We start from the raw sequence: 14,569 nt of genomic DNA on the forward strand, positions 1-14,569 counted from the left end.
GTAAAGAGTGGTAAAACGGGCCGGCCGGAGGCCGGTGGTGGTGCGTGGGGTCAGGCTTGGATGACTTCCACGCCGACCCGTCTGAACGGTTGGATGAGGCTGTCAGCCACGCCGCGTTCAGTGATCAGTGCGTCAAGTTCGTGCAGGTCGGCGAACTTGATGCTGGAGTCCACGCCAAGCTTCGTGTGATCGGCGAGGACGATGGTGCGACGGCTTGCGGCCACTGCTGCGGCCTTGACCGAGGCGACGGTCGAATCCGGGCAAGTCAGCCCGTGTTTGCCCGTTGCCCCGTTCGTTCCGAGAACAGCCAGATCGAGCACCAGGTGCGAGAGCATCCCGGTCGCCCAGTGATCCACCGCGCCCAGGGTGTTTCCGCGGACACGTCCGCCGAGGATGAGCACGGTCAGCAGCGGATGAGGCGCGAGCTTGCACGCGACGGGCAGGGCACTGGTCACCACCGTCATCGGCCTCACGGGTTCAAGCACATCTGCGAAGGCGGCAGCTGTGGTGCCTTCGTCAATGAAGATTGATTCCGCGCTGTCGAGGAATTCCAGGGCGGCCTGGGCTATCTTCAGTTTTTCGTCCGGGTGTACTGCTCCCCGGGTAACGAGCGGGTTTTCGTACCCCAGCTTTTCCACCGGAATGGCGCCGCCGTGGACCCTGCGCACGAGTCCGCGCTTCTCCAGCAGGTTCAGGTCCCGCCGGACTGTCTCGACTGCCACCCCGAGCTGGGATGCTACTTCCGGGACCTCAATCCTGCCTTCAGCACGGGCGCTATCGATGATCCACCTTTGGCGTTCCACCGGATACATAGCCTTGCCCGTCTGTTGGAGATTGTGCCCGGAACTGTCTGTTTCGGTGCATTAATAGTCGCACCCTTGTGGCGTCTATCACTACGGTTTAGGGACTCGGGCACCGTTTTCGACCATAGCGGGCAAAAACGGTCATGTCCGGTAATTACCCCAGACAGGCCAGGAGCCCCGGCGGGTCACGGCGGGGCTCCTGTAAGTGAGTTTTTTGGGGGTCAGCGTCCGGCGAGGACGTGTTCGCTGAGAAGATCGACGACCGTTTCTGCACGTTCGGCGGCCAGTAGTTCTGCACGGACAGCGGGTTTGATGAGGGTGCGGGCGACCTGGGAGAGGAGCTTCAGGTGCGTGGTTCCGGCCTCCCCTGCCGGAATGAGCAGGGAGATGGCCATGATGATGGGCTTTCCGTCCAGGCTTTCCCAGTCGACGGCTGACTGCAGCCGGACGATGACCAGTGCGGGGCTGGTGATGGCTTCGGACTTGGCGTGTGGAATTGCGATGCCGTCCATGAGCCCGGTGGTTCCCTGCTGCTCACGCTGGGTCAGGCCGTCCACGACGCCTGCCGCATCAGGGGTAATGCCAAGGGAAACTGCTTTGGCCGCGATGAGGTCGAAGACCTCCGCCTGGGAGGCTGCGGTGGCGTCGAGGATGACGTTTTCAGGGGCCAGGATGCTTGTCATACGAGGATTTCCTTCTGGTCTTCGGACGGGGCCTGTTGCTGGTGTGTGTTGGTGCGACGCTGCATGGCGTAGCCGTAGATGAACCCGCCGACAACGGAGCCGGCAAGAATCGCTGCAATCCACTGCAGGGCGTTGGTGACGACGGGAAGTACCAGGAAGCCGCCGTGCGGTGCGGGCACCTGGACCTGGAACAGGAAGGTCAGGATCGCTGAGATCGAGGAGGACAGCATCAGGATCGGAATGACCAGCAGCGGGTTCCTCGCTGCGAACGGGATGGCACCTTCGGTGATGTGGGTGGAACCCAGGGCGAAGTTGACGTAGGCGGCGTCGCGGGTCTTTTCGTCAAAGGCCCTGCGGAAGAACAGCGCTGCGAAACCGGTGACCAGGGGCGGGGTGATGCATGCGGCGGAGACGGCGGCCATGAAGAAGAAGTTCCCGTCGCCAAGGAGTGCGACGCCGGTGACGTAGGCGGCCTTGTTGACCGGGCCGCCCATGTCGAAGGCGCACATGATGCCGATGATCAAGCCCAGGAGGATGGGGTTGGACCCTTGGAATCCGGACAGGAAGTCTTGCAGCGCGGTGTTGATGCCCTTCATCGGCGCCGAGATCAGGTAGGTGATGGAGCCGAAGATGAAGATGCCGGCCACGGGAAGGATGAAGATGGCTTTCAGGCCGCCCAGCGACTTCGGAAGCCCGTCAAGGAGTTTGGCCAGCAGGAGCATGCCGTAGCCGGAGAGGAAGCCGGTGACGATTCCGCCCAGGAACCCGGTACCGCCGTTGGACGCGACCAGGCCTGTCACCAGTCCCACGACCAGCGCGGGACGCTTGCCGATGGAGTCAGCAAGGAAAGCTGAGAGTACCGGGACCATGAGGCCCATCGCGGTTCCGCCGATGGCCATCAGCATGGCCGCGAACTCGTTGTACTGTTCGGGGTGCTCGGGATCGGCTGAGTAGATGCCCCAGAGGAAGGACAGGGCGACCAGAACGCCGCCGCCGACCACGAACGGCAGCATGTAGGAGACGCCGTTCATCAAGTGCTTGTACAGGTCGCGGGCCTGGAATTTCCCGCCGGCTTTGACGGTCGTATCGCCGAAGAGTCCATGGTCCTCGCTTGAAGCGGACGTTTGCGTCGCCGCAGCGGCAGGGGGTGTTGGGCTGCCTCCCCGGATGGGGGCTGTTCCGGCGATGATTTCCCGGATGAGTTCTTCAGGGCGGCTGATACCGGCCTTCACGCCAACGTCAACAACCCGTTTGCCGTTGAACCTGGAGGGATTGACGTCCTTGTCCGCAGCGATGATGACACCATCGGCTGCCGCGATCTCGGCCGCGCTCAGGGCGTTTTCGATGCCGATCTGCCCGTGGGTTTCGACCTTGATCGTCACCCCCAGCTGTTCTGCGGCCTGTTCAAGTGCTTCCTGGGCCATGAACGTGTGCGCGATGCCGGTGGGGCAGCCGGTCGCGGCGACTATTTGGATGGGTGCCATTGTCTTTCCTTAGGTGTTCGCCACGACGCTGCGGTGGAGGCGCTTGGTGGGGATGGATGGTTCGGAGAGCCTGAGATCAGGTTCGAAGTCCGCGGAGACGGTGACGCGGTCTGCGATGGAGGGGTCCACTTCAAAGAGGGTGGTTTCGTGGCCGACGGCCGAGGAAGCATAGATCAGAGCGCTCTTGAGGCAGTCGGCCCTGTCGGCACCTGCGGCGAACCCGGCCAGGTAGCCGGCGAGCGAAGCATCTCCGGCGCCGACCGTGTTGACCACCCTGATGTTGCTCGCCCTTCCGAGGAGGGCGCCTTGGTGGTCGATCAGCATCATGCCGTCAGCCCCAAGGCTGGCGAGTACGGCGACGGCACCCCGTGCCCGGAGGACCTGTGCGGCCATCACGACGTCCCGGAGCGCATGGATACTCCGCCCCGTCTCGTCGGCGAGTTCGTGGACATTGGGTTTGATCAGGTCCGGGCCTGCAGGAATGGCGCGGGTCAGGACCTCACCTGAGGCATCGACGATGGTGGGGACACCAAGTTCTTTGCCAACTCGGATGAGGTTCTGGTGGAAGTCCTCAGGGGTTCCGGGCGGGAGGCTGCCGCAGATGGCCAGCATCACCGGGGCGTCGCTGCTTTTCAGGGCTTGTTCCAGCATGGCCTTACTGCGGTCCAGGATCTGGTCCAGGACCGCGGGCGGAAGTTCCGTGCCGGTTTCGTTGATCTTGGTTCCCGAGTGACCCGGCACGATCAGTGTGATGTTCGTACGCACATCAATGCCGGAGTCAACAGCGGCGGCGGGAACGCCCAAGGCCTGCAGCTCATGGATCAGGAATTCACCCGTTTCCTTCCCTGCAGGGAACACGGCGGTGGTGTCCACGCCGTTCCGGTGCAGGGCCACCGAGACGTTGATGCCCTTTCCGCTGGCCTCACGCGTCTTGGACGCAACCTTGTTTACGGCCGCGAATTCAAAGGAATCCACATTGACTGTCCAGTCAATGGCAGGACTCGGGGTAACCGTCACTATCACGCTAACTCCACTTCAAACGAGGGGGATCCAATGACCGGAGTGCACAGCTGCGCTGCGCGCATCGCTGGTTCAACTTCTCCACGTGGCTTCTAATTGGGTTTACATGGACATGGTTGCGCTTTCTTGGATTTGTGTCAAGATTTTAAGAGACCCACACCACCCCATCCCTACCGAGGAGACCCCTAATGCCGCTCGTCCGCACCGGAGATCTTGTTGACCAGGCACGCCGTGCCGGCCACGCCGTCGCAGCCTTCAACGTCGTCACTCTCGAACACGCCGAAGGGATCGCCCTGGGAGCCGAACGGGCGGGCCTGCCCGTCATCCTTCAGCTCAGCGAAAACGCCGTGAAGTACCACGGCTCCCCCGTCGCCCTCGCAGCCGCCAGCGCAGCCGTTGCCCGGACGTCGTCCGCAGATGTTTCCCTGCACCTTGACCACATCACCGATGTGGACCTGATGCACCGGGCACCCGAACTTGAAGTCAGCTCAGTCATGTACGACGGGGCGCACTTCAGCTACGAAGACAACGTCCGGCACACCCGCGAAGCGGTGCAGTGGGGCCAGCAACACGGAATCTGGATTGAGGCCGAACTGGGTGAAATCGGAGGCAAAGACGGCGCCCACGCCCCCGGCGTTCGGACGGATCCCGAAGAGGCACGGCAATTTGTCGAAGCAACCGGAGTTGCCGCCCTCGCCGTCGCCGTGGGCTCCTCCCACGCCATGACTTCCAAGTCGGCAGCACTGGACCACGAACTCATCAAAGCCATTAGCGCAGCCCTCGATGTCCCGCTCGTACTGCACGGCTCATCAGGGGTCTCCGACGACGAGCTCACCCTTGCCGCGCAGGAGGGCATGGTGAAGATCAACATCGGCACTGCCCTGAACATCGCCTACACCGGCGCCACCCGTAAGTTCCTGGAAGCCAACCCGACAGTGGTGGACCCCCGCAAGTACTTCAAACCCTCCCGGGAAGCAGTCGCAGACACTGTCGAACACGCGCTTCGGGTGCTGGCCCGCGCCACCGCATCAACGTCGCACTAGGGCGGTAGCGCCCTAAAACCCCAGGCGAAATTCAGTTCCCGGAAGCTTGCAGCACGTTACAGCTCCGGCGTCTGCCCAGGCTTGGGCAGCGCGGGGCCGGCACAGCACCTCTTGCCGGCCCCGCTTTCCCGGGTGAGGGAAATTCCCCCCACCACGACACCGTCGGCGACGGCAGGACACGATAAGGAAAGACATGACTGAAACCGTTGAAAGCTCCTACCTCCTGGAAGTCAGGGGCGACAACCCGCACCAGATTCAGGAAGACCTGAACGCAGCTGTGGACCGGGCAGTTTCTTACGCCACACGCATAGGTCGCCATGGTGTGGTTATGACTCAACACAGCCCAACCTTTTATACCGTTGCTCTTAGCCCGGCTGTCCCCTACGGAGAGGTCCACGAACGGCGCCTGCCTGACCCAGCCAGCGGCGGATCTGCTTAGTCCGCCCGCATGCATGCCCTCCTCCGTACAAGACGAAGCGCGCGATTGAATGTCGTGGGATGAACTGGAGCTCCTGTTGCTGTTCTCCCCCGGAGACGCGATCGAGGCACGAGACAAACGCACAGGCCAAAGATGGCAGGGAACCGTCGATATCGTCGCCCCTGCATTAGGCAAACTCTGGATGTTCGCGGAGCTGGGCGAACGAAAGCTGATCGACACCGAGGCGCACATCATTAGCAAGCTCGACTGACCAACTCGTCGAGCACCAGCCCGGCGGCCAACCAAGACCGGCTGAACCGAGGGTTTTGACCGTTCATATCAGCCCGCCCTTGGCCCGGATCAGCCCCCAATCTTTCCTTCCATCGGGATTCAACACAGAATGCCATCAACAAAAGATTGAGGGCCTGAGCGGCGGTGATGTGCCGCGCTCAGGCCCTCGCACCCCGGGCTCCTACTCAGTCAGTCCATTTTTGGCCGACCAGTTCAATGAGCCGGAGCCAGTTCTCCTACTTGACTACCCTCAGCCGGGATCGGTCTTGGGTGAGGGCCACTGCAGCGACGATCATGAACCCGTAGAAAATCTGCTCAAAGGACGGGTCAATTCCCATCGCGGTGAGGCCGACGCGCAGGGTGACGATGATCGCGGCACCCACGATTGTCCGGAGGGGGCCGCCAATCCCGCCGGTGATGGCGGTGCCGCCTACAACCACGGCGGCGATCACCGGCAGGAGGAGGCTGTCCGCCAGCGTGGGTGACCCGCTGTACTGGCTGGCGGTCAGAAGGAGCGCTGCTATGCCGGCACACAGCCCGGAGAGGCCGAATGCCACACACCGCAGGATTACGGTTGATCCTCCTGACATGAGAACTGCCTGTTCCGCCAAGCCAACTGCGTGGAACCGGTTGCCCTTGGCGAGGTACTTCATAGCGAGTACGGCGATCAGGACGCTGCCGAGGCTGATGAGCACAGGCATCGGAACCTGGGCGATCCGAAGGTCCTGTATCCAGCCGATAGTGCCGTAGCCTTCGGTGACCTGAATGGTCGAGGCGCCCGAGAACAGGAGCGCGAGCCCGGACCACAGACCCATTGCACCCATAGTGGTAATGAAGGTGGGAATCTGTGCCTTGGAACTGACCAGCCCCGTCACGACACCGAGTGCAGCCAACAGCAGGATCATGGAAAGTGCGGCCAAGGGTCCGATTTGCGGCAGCCACGAGGCCAGCAGCACCGTTCCCAGCGATGTCAGCGCCGCTATCGACAGATCGATTCCTCCAGTCAGGATCACAAAGGTCTGCCCGAGGGCGAGTATCAGGAGCGGGGCAAGGCTAAGACCCAGCGACTGCAGGTTTGGGGTGCTCAAAAAGGACTGTTGCTGGGACGACACCAGAGCCACCAGCGCAACGAGAACGGCGATCGGAATGGCAGCGCGGAACGACTGCGCCGATGGGCGGCGGGGCTTCGACATCATCGGAGCCGAGACAGCGTTATTCAAGGCCATATGCTTTCAGACCATCCATTCGACAAGATCGACAGGGGCGGGCTTGTTGCCGCGGGGAGCATCGAACCAGGCACTGACTTCGCCGTCCTTCATGACGGCTATGCGATGGCTCAGGGCGATAATTTCCTCAAGGGTGTCCCCCAGGAGAATTACTGCGATGCCTTTCGCGCACAGCTCCCGGATAAGGGTGTAGACATCTTCTTTGGCGCCGACGTCGAGTCCGCGCGTGGGGTGGTCCAGAATCAGGATCTTCAGCCGCGGGGAATTCAGCCATTTCGCCAACGCCACCTTCTGCTGGTTTCCGCCGCTGAGATTGGCAACGTCGGCAGCAGGGCCCGGTGTCTTGACCCGCAGGCGACCGATCCAGTCCTCCGCGGTTGCCCGCGAAGCGCGCGGCTTCCGGAAGGGGCCGGCACTGACGGGCGCGGGGTCAGCCAGGAGGATGTTGTCTTCGACAGACATCCCTTGGGCGATCCCTTCAATTTTCCGCTCTGCAGGGATGTAACCAATGCCTGCCTGGACTGCGGCGGCAGGAGCAGGGAACCTGACCTTGCGCCCGCTCACGGTCAAATCTCCGGCATGGTGCTGTTCCGCGCCGAAAATCACGCGGGTCAGTTCTTCACGGCCTGACCCCTGCACTCCCGCGATACCCAGTACTTCCCCGGGCTGTATCTGGAGGGTGATGTTGGAAAAGCTGCCTCGGCGGGTGAGGTTGGATACCTCGAGGACCGGCGGGCCGTCCGTGATGTCCAGTTGGCTGGATTCGCGGTAAAACTCGTCGCTGCTGCCCCTGCCGACCATCAGGCTGTGCAGTTCCCCTGTCGTAACCCGCCGGGGATCCCGCTCGGCGACGACCTTTCCGTCCTTCATGACGTACACACGGTCCGAGACACGCAACACTTCATCGAGGCGGTGGGATACGAAGACTACGGAGGCAATCTGCCTCAGCCGGTCGATCTGGGCGAAGAGAGTCTCCAGGTCCGCGCTCTCCAATACTGAAGTGGGTTCGTCCAGAACTATGACCGGTTCCCCTGGGCAGGTTTCCTCCACGCTCAGGGCCTTGGCCAGCTCGACCATCTGTTTCTGGGCGAATGAAAGCGAGGCGAGCTGGGCCCGCGAGTCCAGGTTCAGGCCCAGCTTGTCCAGCTGCCGCTGAGCTTTCGAGTGCAGCGCTTTCCACCGGTAGATACCGCCGCGGACGGCGTCGCCTTCGGCGCCAAGCATGATGTTTTCGCCGACTGTTACTTCGTTGACCAGGGACTGTTCCTGATGAACCATGCCGATGCCGGCCCGCGCCGAGGCAGCGGGCCCGTTGAAGTGGACGCTTTCGCCCAACATTCTGATGTTCCCTGAATCCGGTGTGTAGACGCCGGAGAGGATTTTCAGGAGTGTCGATTTTCCGGCACCGTTTTCCCCGATAAGTCCTACGACCTCGTGGGGCCGGACTTCGAATGTGACATCGTCCAACGCCTTTACGCCTGGGAACTGTTTGGACAGATTTTGTACCTGAAGGACGGGCTGGTTCATTTCACCACTCTCGTTCTGGTCCGCAACGACCATCCCGCAGCAGCGACTGCAACGACGATGACGATGCCTTGGACAGCGGTCTGGAAATGCGGACTGACACCAATGAGGATCAGGCCGTTGGCGAGGACGGTGACGATGAGGGCCCCGACGAGGGTCCGTGCGACACTGCCGCGCCCGCCGGAAAGCAATGTGCCTCCCAGGACAACGGCCGTGATGGCCGTAAACAGCAGCCCCTTGCCGATGTTCGGGTCCCCGATACCCAGCTGCGAGGCAGCCATTACACCCGCCAGTCCCGAAAGGGTTCCGGAGATCACGAAAGCGCTCATCTTGTATCGGCCAACGTTGATGCCGCTCAGTGAGGCGATCTTTTCATCGCCACCGATGACATATCCATAGCGGCCAGTTCGGGTGTATCTCTGGAGGCCGACGCATGAGAGAAAGACGACCAAGGCGGTCAGGAACAGCGGGGAAAGCCCGCCGCCGTTCTCTCCACCCCAGGCGCGCAGCACAGGGTCCTCCAGCCTCGGTGGCTGCCCCCCGAACAGAACAGTCGCCACACCGATGCCGACCGCCCCGGTCCCCAGCGTGACCATGAAGGAGGGGATTTTGAGGCGGACGTGCAGGAAACCGTTGATCAGGCCAAACAAGGATCCGCAGAGCACCGCGGCAAGCGCGGCCAGCATCCCGAAGTCATTTCCGTTCCGGTCATTGCTTGCCAGGAGCACGAAAACCAGAGAAGAGCTGGCCATGACTCCTTCGACGGAAAGATCAATCCCGCCCAGCAGGACCACAAAGGTCATGCCGAGAGCGATGACCAGCACGACCGAGAGTTGGGATGCCACTCCCCCAAGATTTGTCGCTCCCAGAAATGCGGGACTGGCGGCCGAAAAGAAGGCAACTAACGCCACAAGGGCGAGGGCAGGGCCTGCTCCGGAGGTCAGCGGGTTTTTCAGGACCCGCTTGCTGGCTAAGGCTAGTGCGGCAGGCGGTGCCGCCGATGGGCAAGTCTGCGTGGTTTGCGTCATTGTGCAGGTCAGCTTCCTGGTTGGCAACTGGGGTGAGGGGACGCGGGGGCGCGGCCCCTCACGGTTGTTAGTTGATGGGGGCGGTCATTCGACGGAATGGATCATCGAAATCCTGCTTCAATGAATCGGCCGTTGGAGCAGCCAGGTGATCGGCTACATTTGCCTGCGTGACAAGCATCTGTGTTCCGTAGAAGGCGCGCTGGTCCTGGCTCAGGCTCGCGATGTCGATCTCACCGATAGCAGCCTTGTAGGCAAGGGACAGGGCAGCCCCACCTTGCCAGTACGCGTCAGAGGAGACAGTCGCGACGTACTTGTTGGTGCCGGACTGAACCTCGCTGAGGGCTTCAGGAACTGCATCGATGCCCACGATGGGGACCTTGCCGGCCAACCCTGCCGCCTTCAGTGCCTGGAGTGCTCCAAGCGCCATGTCATCATTGGCTGCCCATACACCCTTGACCTTGTCCCCGTGCTTGGCCAGCAGGGTTTGAGTCACCTGGAATGCCGTATTGCGGTTCCAGTTGGCCGCCTGCTGGTCCAGAAGCTCGATGCCCGGTGCGTCCTTCATCGCGGTCTGCAAACCCTCAAACCGCTGTTTGGCCGAGACGTTGTCCAAAATGCCCTGCAAGGCGATCACGCCGCCCGAACCACCCATGGCTTCAAACAGTTTTTCCGCGACCTGCTTGCCGCTGACGCGCCCGTCAAAGCCGATGTGGGCGACCCAGTTGTTGCCCACATCCCATGGGTTCAGCTCATCGGGCTTGTTCCACTGAGTGACGACGTAACCACCAGCATCTTTGACAGCCCGGACGATGGCCTGGGTATCGGAGGACGTGTTCGGATCAACATTGAGGATGATCTTCTTGCCGGAGTTGGCCAGTGCCCTTATTTGGGAGAGCTGCTTCTGTGAGTCGCTGTCATCGGTGACGACCTTCACCGGCATTCCCATCGATTCGGCAAACATCTGTCCGCCCTTGACCCAGTTTGCGTGGTAGGGGTTGGACAGGCTTCGCACCGATTCAACCAGGACAACTTCCTCGGCTTTCAGGGCGGGGGCAGCGGCGGCAACATCTGTGCTGGCCGAGCTGCATCCCGTGGCGGACAGGGCGATGACGGCCGCGGCTGCTGCCAGCTTCGTGCCCGTAAGGGTGAATTTCCTGCGTGAGAAGTGGATATCCGTCATTGCTTTCATGGTTGGCTCCTTATTTTGGGCAGGTGGAATCACGGCGGTGTGGTCCACCTGCGTTAGCGGTTCTAATCGGTTGGGTTGGAGATGAGTTCAACTTCGAACTTGAACATGTCTGCCCTGTAGGTGGCGTTCCACGTTTCGAAGGGTGACCCGTTGGCATCAGCGGAGATACTGCGCATGATGATCACGGCTGAATCGACCGGGACATTGAGCAGTTCGGCCTCCTGCGGCAAGGCGATCCGACATTCAATGGACCTTCGCCCATTGAACGGGGAACAGTCATAGTGGGTGCGAAGAATCTCATAAAGGGACCTGTCCGTCAGATTCATGGCTTCAAGTCCTTCAAACCTCGCGTGAGGCAGCGTCGTCAAGACGACCTGGGCCGGATCCCCATTGACCGAACGAAGCCGGTCAATACAAATCACTGGCGCATTGAGCGGAAGGTTGAGAGCAAGGGCCGTGGCCGCATCCGCCGAGACCACAACCTGGGACAGTGTCCGGCTGGTGACACGGCGCCCGAGTGATGCCATTTCATCATGGAAACCCCCCACCCGCTGCAGGAAAGCTGTCCCCAGCTTCCGGCCATTGGCGAATGCCCCAACTCCCTTAACTTTCGTAATCAGGCCATCCGAGCTCAACCTGTCCAGGGTCTGGCGCACCACAGTGCGGCTCACACCGTATGTTTCACATAGTTCTAGTTCGCTCGGCAACTTGTCGCCAGCAGAGTAATCAGAATTCAGGCGACGGGTGAGAATAGTCCTCAGTTGAACATGGAAAGGAATCTCAGTCGCGCGATCAATCTCGGCGAGAGTCAAAATGCCGTATATCCGCCGTCGGCGACTAAAACACTTCCGGTGATAAACGATGCCGCTTCGCTTGCGAGGAAAATTACGCTTGGGGCGATTTCCTCTGGCGAGGCGCACCGGTTCAGCGGGGCGTCCTTGATCCAATGTTGCTGGAATTCAGGCTTATCCACGGGCGCCATTTCTGTCCTGACATAACCAGGAGCAACCGCATTTACCCGAATGTCAAACCTTGCCCATTCTGTTGCCAGTGACTTGGTCAGGTGATGGACTGCGGCCTTGGATGCATTGTAGGCGGGCTGGTTCTGCGGTCTGTTAACGATCTGGCCTGACATGGACCCGATGTTTACCACCGAGCCGCCTCCGTTGCCCTTCATATGCCCGGCGGCAAGCACGCTGGCGTTGAACAGTGCCTTGACGTTCAGGTCAAACACTGCGTCCCATTCCTCGTCCTTGACGTCAAACGCATCCCCGTGAAAGCACGTTCCGGCATTGTTGACCAAGATGTCGATGCCACCCATGCGGGCTGCGGCAGTGTCCATCGCTGCCGAGAGCTCTTCCTTGTCAGTAAGGTCCGCCATCAACGCCGTTGTGTGGAATCCGTCCGCACGCAATTCCTTAACAACAAGGTCATTTCTGCCGCTGTCCCGAGAAATAAAGACGACTTCTGCTCCTGCCTCCAGGAGCGCCCTTACAAACGCCCGGCCAAGGCCCCTATTACCGCCGGTGACGACGGCCTTACGGCCCGCTAGCGAGTATTTCGATAAAACATCCACATTGGCTCCTTTGCCTTGTGATCCTGTAATGACAAGAGCGTAAGGGCGGATTTATCGGAAGAAGCCACAAAAGCGCTAACGGGCATGTGGTGGACATCACCCGGGCAATAGCGGGCATGTGGAGCGGTGTTTATTGAGCGGCTCAGACCAATATGTCGTCCGGCACCTATGGATCCGCTGAACGTGCCATCGGCCCGGCTGGAAGATGATTGGATCCCACAGCGGTAAGTGACGAGCCGGAAGATGCTCGAGGAACGAGTTGCCCCACTGAACGTTAAGGGGCGGTTGTCCGTAACTGTCGACAAGTGAATCCGGGAGGGATAGTCATTGGGGACGTCGCCGTCGGGGGCCATCCTCGGGATCTTCCCGTTCAGAGAATCGAAGTCTTGGGAACTGTTGCGCCGGCCGGCGCCTTCAATCGTCACGAAGAGCATGCCGCGTCAGCCCGAAGGCGATCCGGCCGCCGTCGTGATAGCTCGCGGACGCGATCCCGTCCAGGAGCGTTTCAGGCTGCCCCAATGCCACGGACCTTGGTGCTCCGGTGACGTCGAAGCGCTGGGCCCTGTTTCCGTCCGTCCCGGTGGAGTACGCGTACAGGCGGCCTTGGCTGTCCACGGCCAGGCCCAGCAGCCCGCCTTCCGCACCTGCCACACCCGGGAATGTCTCCAATGGTGCGCGTGCTGCCGTCAGGGCTGAGTTCGAGGATCACCCCGCTGTCCCGCTCACTGACCAGCGGGGTGCCGTTGCGGAACACCGCGGACCAGAGAGCTTCCAGCCCGGTGGCCACGGCCTGGGGGCATGCGTGGGCGGGGATGCCGGCGACGTGGCAGCGCATGAGGTCAGCATCAGGCCCGCTCCGATGCTGACCTCCGACAGGGCAGCGCGTGCGGGTGGCTTTCGAGGCTTTCTCCTGCTGCGTTTGAGGTGTTTGTTGCAGTGCTGCTGTTGCAGGCGCTGCTTTGCCGACTACTTGGGGAATGCTGTCCGGCGTCCGGCGACAGCGATAGTGAGCGCGACGGCAGCAAGTCCCACCAAAGCGGCTGGCAGGACTATCCCGTCGAAGCTGCTGATCACCACCGCGCCCGCCACACCCGCGGCAAAGATCGCGAGGTTGAAGGCGACGCCGAGCATTGAGTTGGCAACGTCGGCGTTGTCCCCGCTTGCAGCGCTGATGGCGGTCTGCAGCTGTGCTGCCGCGCCGCCGAAGGCGATGCCCCACAGGACGATTGCTGCAAGGATTGCCGTCAATGACGCGTGGCCAACGATGAGTATGACACCGGCGATAATGAAGCTCCCGAGGCTGAACATGACCAGGCGTCGAAGGCCCTTGTCGATTACGGCACCGGTGATGGCGATCCCTGCAATGGCTGCCGCTCCGAACGTGACGAGCGCGACGTCCACCGAAAGGTCAAGGTTTCCCACGCGGAGGTAGGAGCCGATGTAGGTGTACATGATGTTGTGGCCAAGCATCCAGCTGACGATGACGCCGAGGACAACCGCGACGCCCGGGATGGCGAAGACCCGTGCGAGGGGTACCCGTGTCCCGGCTCGTTGGCCGGGCGCGTCCGGGACCAGGAAGACCGCCAGCAGCAAGGTGACCGCCGTGAGGATTGCGAGCACGCCAAAGGACCAGCGCCAGTCGAAAGCCGTACCCAGCCAAGAGCCGAAGGGCGTCCCCACGGCCAGGCCGACGGGGGTTCCAACTGACGCAACGGACAAGGCACGGCCGGCATGTTGCGGAGCCGTGATACGACGGGCATAGCCGGCAGTCATTCCCCACAGTAGGCCGGAGAATGCACCGGCCAGCATCCGCGCTCCCAGGGAGAGGACGATGTCGGTGGAGAATGCCGTAATGAGGTTCGCGGCCAGGAAGCCGAGGATCCCGACGAGGAAAACGGGCTTCCGGCGCAGGCCCCGAGTTAACGCGATTGCGGGCATTGCCGCAATGACGGTTCCCAGGGCGTAGGCACTGACAAACTGCCCCGCGGTCCCCTCGGTGACGTCCAGTCCCGAAGCGATCTGCGGCAACAGGCCGGCGGGCATGGTCTCGGTGGCAATCAGCAGGAATCCCATCAGGGCCATGACCAGCAGGGCCGCCCACGGAAAGGGTCCAGCCAGGACGGAAGGATCGCTAGCCGGGGCGGGATTCTTTGTTTCTTCAATGATGCCGCTGTTTTGGTGGGGCAGGGCGTCCACGCGCGCTTCGCGGGCGCCATCCTCAAGGGTTGCTCGAGTCAAAACGGTTCCGTTCTTTTGTGGAGAATTTTGGAGTAGCCCTGTCATC

The 14,569-nt window shown here is 61.6% G+C and carries 15 protein-coding genes; 3 read left to right on the forward strand and 12 right to left on the reverse strand.

The genetic code is table 11. The annotated features are described in order from the left end of the window. Window positions 1-50 precede the first annotated feature (50 nt). The 4 genes from ACZ9BC_RS18630 to ACZ9BC_RS18645 all read right to left on the reverse strand — a co-directional run bounded on the left by ACZ9BC_RS18630 (window position 51) and on the right by ACZ9BC_RS18645 (window position 3,987). On the reverse strand, window positions 51-803 hold the full coding sequence (locus ACZ9BC_RS18630) for a DeoR/GlpR family DNA-binding transcription regulator (protein WP_476247232.1): 753 nt from the start codon (window positions 801-803) through the stop codon (window positions 51-53). Window positions 804-1,024: 221 nt separating this feature from the next. Next, on the reverse strand, window positions 1,025-1,486 hold the full coding sequence (locus ACZ9BC_RS18635; RefSeq protein ID WP_476247233.1) for a PTS sugar transporter subunit IIA: 462 nt from the start codon (window positions 1,484-1,486) through the stop codon (window positions 1,025-1,027). Then, window positions 1,483-2,970 carry a PTS fructose transporter subunit IIC gene (locus ACZ9BC_RS18640; protein WP_476247234.1) on the reverse strand — a complete coding sequence of 496 codons (1,488 nt, stop codon included), beginning with the start codon at window positions 2,968-2,970 and terminating at the stop codon, window positions 1,483-1,485. Before ACZ9BC_RS18640 ends, ACZ9BC_RS18635 begins: the two co-directional genes overlap by 4 nt. 9 nt (window positions 2,971-2,979) lie before the next feature. Continuing rightward, window positions 2,980-3,987 carry a 1-phosphofructokinase family hexose kinase gene (locus ACZ9BC_RS18645; RefSeq protein ID WP_476247235.1) on the reverse strand — a complete coding sequence of 336 codons (1,008 nt, stop codon included), beginning with the start codon at window positions 3,985-3,987 and terminating at the stop codon, window positions 2,980-2,982. A 191-nt stretch (window positions 3,988-4,178) separates the two neighbouring features. On the opposite strand from ACZ9BC_RS18645, the gene ACZ9BC_RS18650 reads away from it, so the two are divergent. From ACZ9BC_RS18650 to ACZ9BC_RS18660, 3 genes are all read left to right on the forward strand, one after another. Continuing rightward, complete coding sequence (locus ACZ9BC_RS18650) at window positions 4,179-5,033, forward strand: class II fructose-bisphosphate aldolase (RefSeq protein WP_476247236.1); 855 nt, start codon at window positions 4,179-4,181, stop codon at window positions 5,031-5,033. A 193-nt stretch (window positions 5,034-5,226) separates the two neighbouring features. Continuing rightward, the gene (locus ACZ9BC_RS18655) at window positions 5,227-5,472 is read left to right on the forward strand and encodes a hypothetical protein (RefSeq protein WP_476247237.1); all 246 of its coding nucleotides are present in this window, start codon (window positions 5,227-5,229) and stop codon (window positions 5,470-5,472) included. A gap of 49 nt (window positions 5,473-5,521) precedes the next feature. Beyond that, a complete protein-coding gene (locus tag ACZ9BC_RS18660) occupies window positions 5,522-5,722 on the forward strand; it encodes a hypothetical protein (protein WP_476247238.1) in 201 nt (66 codons plus the stop codon). A gap of 256 nt (window positions 5,723-5,978) precedes the next feature. Here the strand turns inward: ACZ9BC_RS18660 and ACZ9BC_RS18665 are convergent, their stop codons facing one another. The 8 genes from ACZ9BC_RS18665 to ACZ9BC_RS18700 form a co-directional block, all read right to left on the reverse strand. Beyond that, window positions 5,979-6,962 (reverse strand): ABC transporter permease, encoded by a 984-nt coding sequence (locus ACZ9BC_RS18665; RefSeq protein ID WP_476247239.1) that lies wholly within the window; start codon window positions 6,960-6,962, stop codon window positions 5,979-5,981. A gap of 12 nt (window positions 6,963-6,974) precedes the next feature. Next, entirely contained in the window at window positions 6,975-8,435 is a 1,461-nt protein-coding gene (locus tag ACZ9BC_RS18670; RefSeq protein WP_476247240.1) for a sugar ABC transporter ATP-binding protein, read from the reverse strand. A 56-nt stretch (window positions 8,436-8,491) separates the two neighbouring features. After that, window positions 8,492-9,337, reverse strand: a complete 846-nt coding sequence (locus ACZ9BC_RS18675; protein WP_476247241.1) for an ABC transporter permease — start codon at window positions 9,335-9,337, stop codon at window positions 8,492-8,494. A gap of 250 nt (window positions 9,338-9,587) precedes the next feature. Further along, window positions 9,588-10,709, reverse strand: a complete 1,122-nt coding sequence (locus ACZ9BC_RS18680) for a sugar ABC transporter substrate-binding protein (protein WP_476247242.1) — start codon at window positions 10,707-10,709, stop codon at window positions 9,588-9,590. A gap of 62 nt (window positions 10,710-10,771) precedes the next feature. Beyond that, window positions 10,772-11,521, reverse strand: a complete 750-nt coding sequence (locus tag ACZ9BC_RS18685) for a GntR family transcriptional regulator (RefSeq protein ID WP_476247243.1) — start codon at window positions 11,519-11,521, stop codon at window positions 10,772-10,774. Continuing rightward, a complete protein-coding gene (locus tag ACZ9BC_RS18690) occupies window positions 11,518-12,285 on the reverse strand; it encodes an SDR family NAD(P)-dependent oxidoreductase (RefSeq protein ID WP_476247244.1) in 768 nt (255 codons plus the stop codon). The genes ACZ9BC_RS18685 and ACZ9BC_RS18690 overlap by 4 nt, the downstream gene beginning before the upstream one ends. A gap of 414 nt (window positions 12,286-12,699) precedes the next feature. Beyond that, window positions 12,700-12,936 carry a hypothetical protein gene (locus ACZ9BC_RS18695; protein ID WP_476247245.1) on the reverse strand — a complete coding sequence of 79 codons (237 nt, stop codon included), beginning with the start codon at window positions 12,934-12,936 and terminating at the stop codon, window positions 12,700-12,702. A 315-nt stretch (window positions 12,937-13,251) separates the two neighbouring features. Beyond that, window positions 13,252-14,523: an MFS transporter gene (locus tag ACZ9BC_RS18700; RefSeq protein WP_476247246.1), complete on the reverse strand. Its 1,272-nt coding sequence runs from the start codon at window positions 14,521-14,523 to the stop codon at window positions 13,252-13,254. Window positions 14,524-14,569 lie beyond the last annotated feature (46 nt).

This window comes from Pseudarthrobacter sp. TE3704, assembly GCF_056279405.1.

Coding starts and splice junctions, on each gene's coding strand:
- ACZ9BC_RS18680 (WP_476247242.1), bottom strand. CDS start 10,709: ATGAAAGCAATGACGGATATCCACTTCTCACGCAGGAAATTCACCCTT.
- ACZ9BC_RS18640 (WP_476247234.1), bottom strand. CDS start 2,970: ATGGCACCCATCCAAATAGTCGCCGCGACCGGCTGCCCCACCGGCATC.
- ACZ9BC_RS18660 (WP_476247238.1), top strand. CDS start 5,522: ATGTCGTGGGATGAACTGGAGCTCCTGTTGCTGTTCTCCCCCGGAGAC.
- ACZ9BC_RS18635 (WP_476247233.1), bottom strand. CDS start 1,486: ATGACAAGCATCCTGGCCCCTGAAAACGTCATCCTCGACGCCACCGCA.
- ACZ9BC_RS18655 (WP_476247237.1), top strand. CDS start 5,227: ATGACTGAAACCGTTGAAAGCTCCTACCTCCTGGAAGTCAGGGGCGAC.
- ACZ9BC_RS18650 (WP_476247236.1), top strand. CDS start 4,179: ATGCCGCTCGTCCGCACCGGAGATCTTGTTGACCAGGCACGCCGTGCC.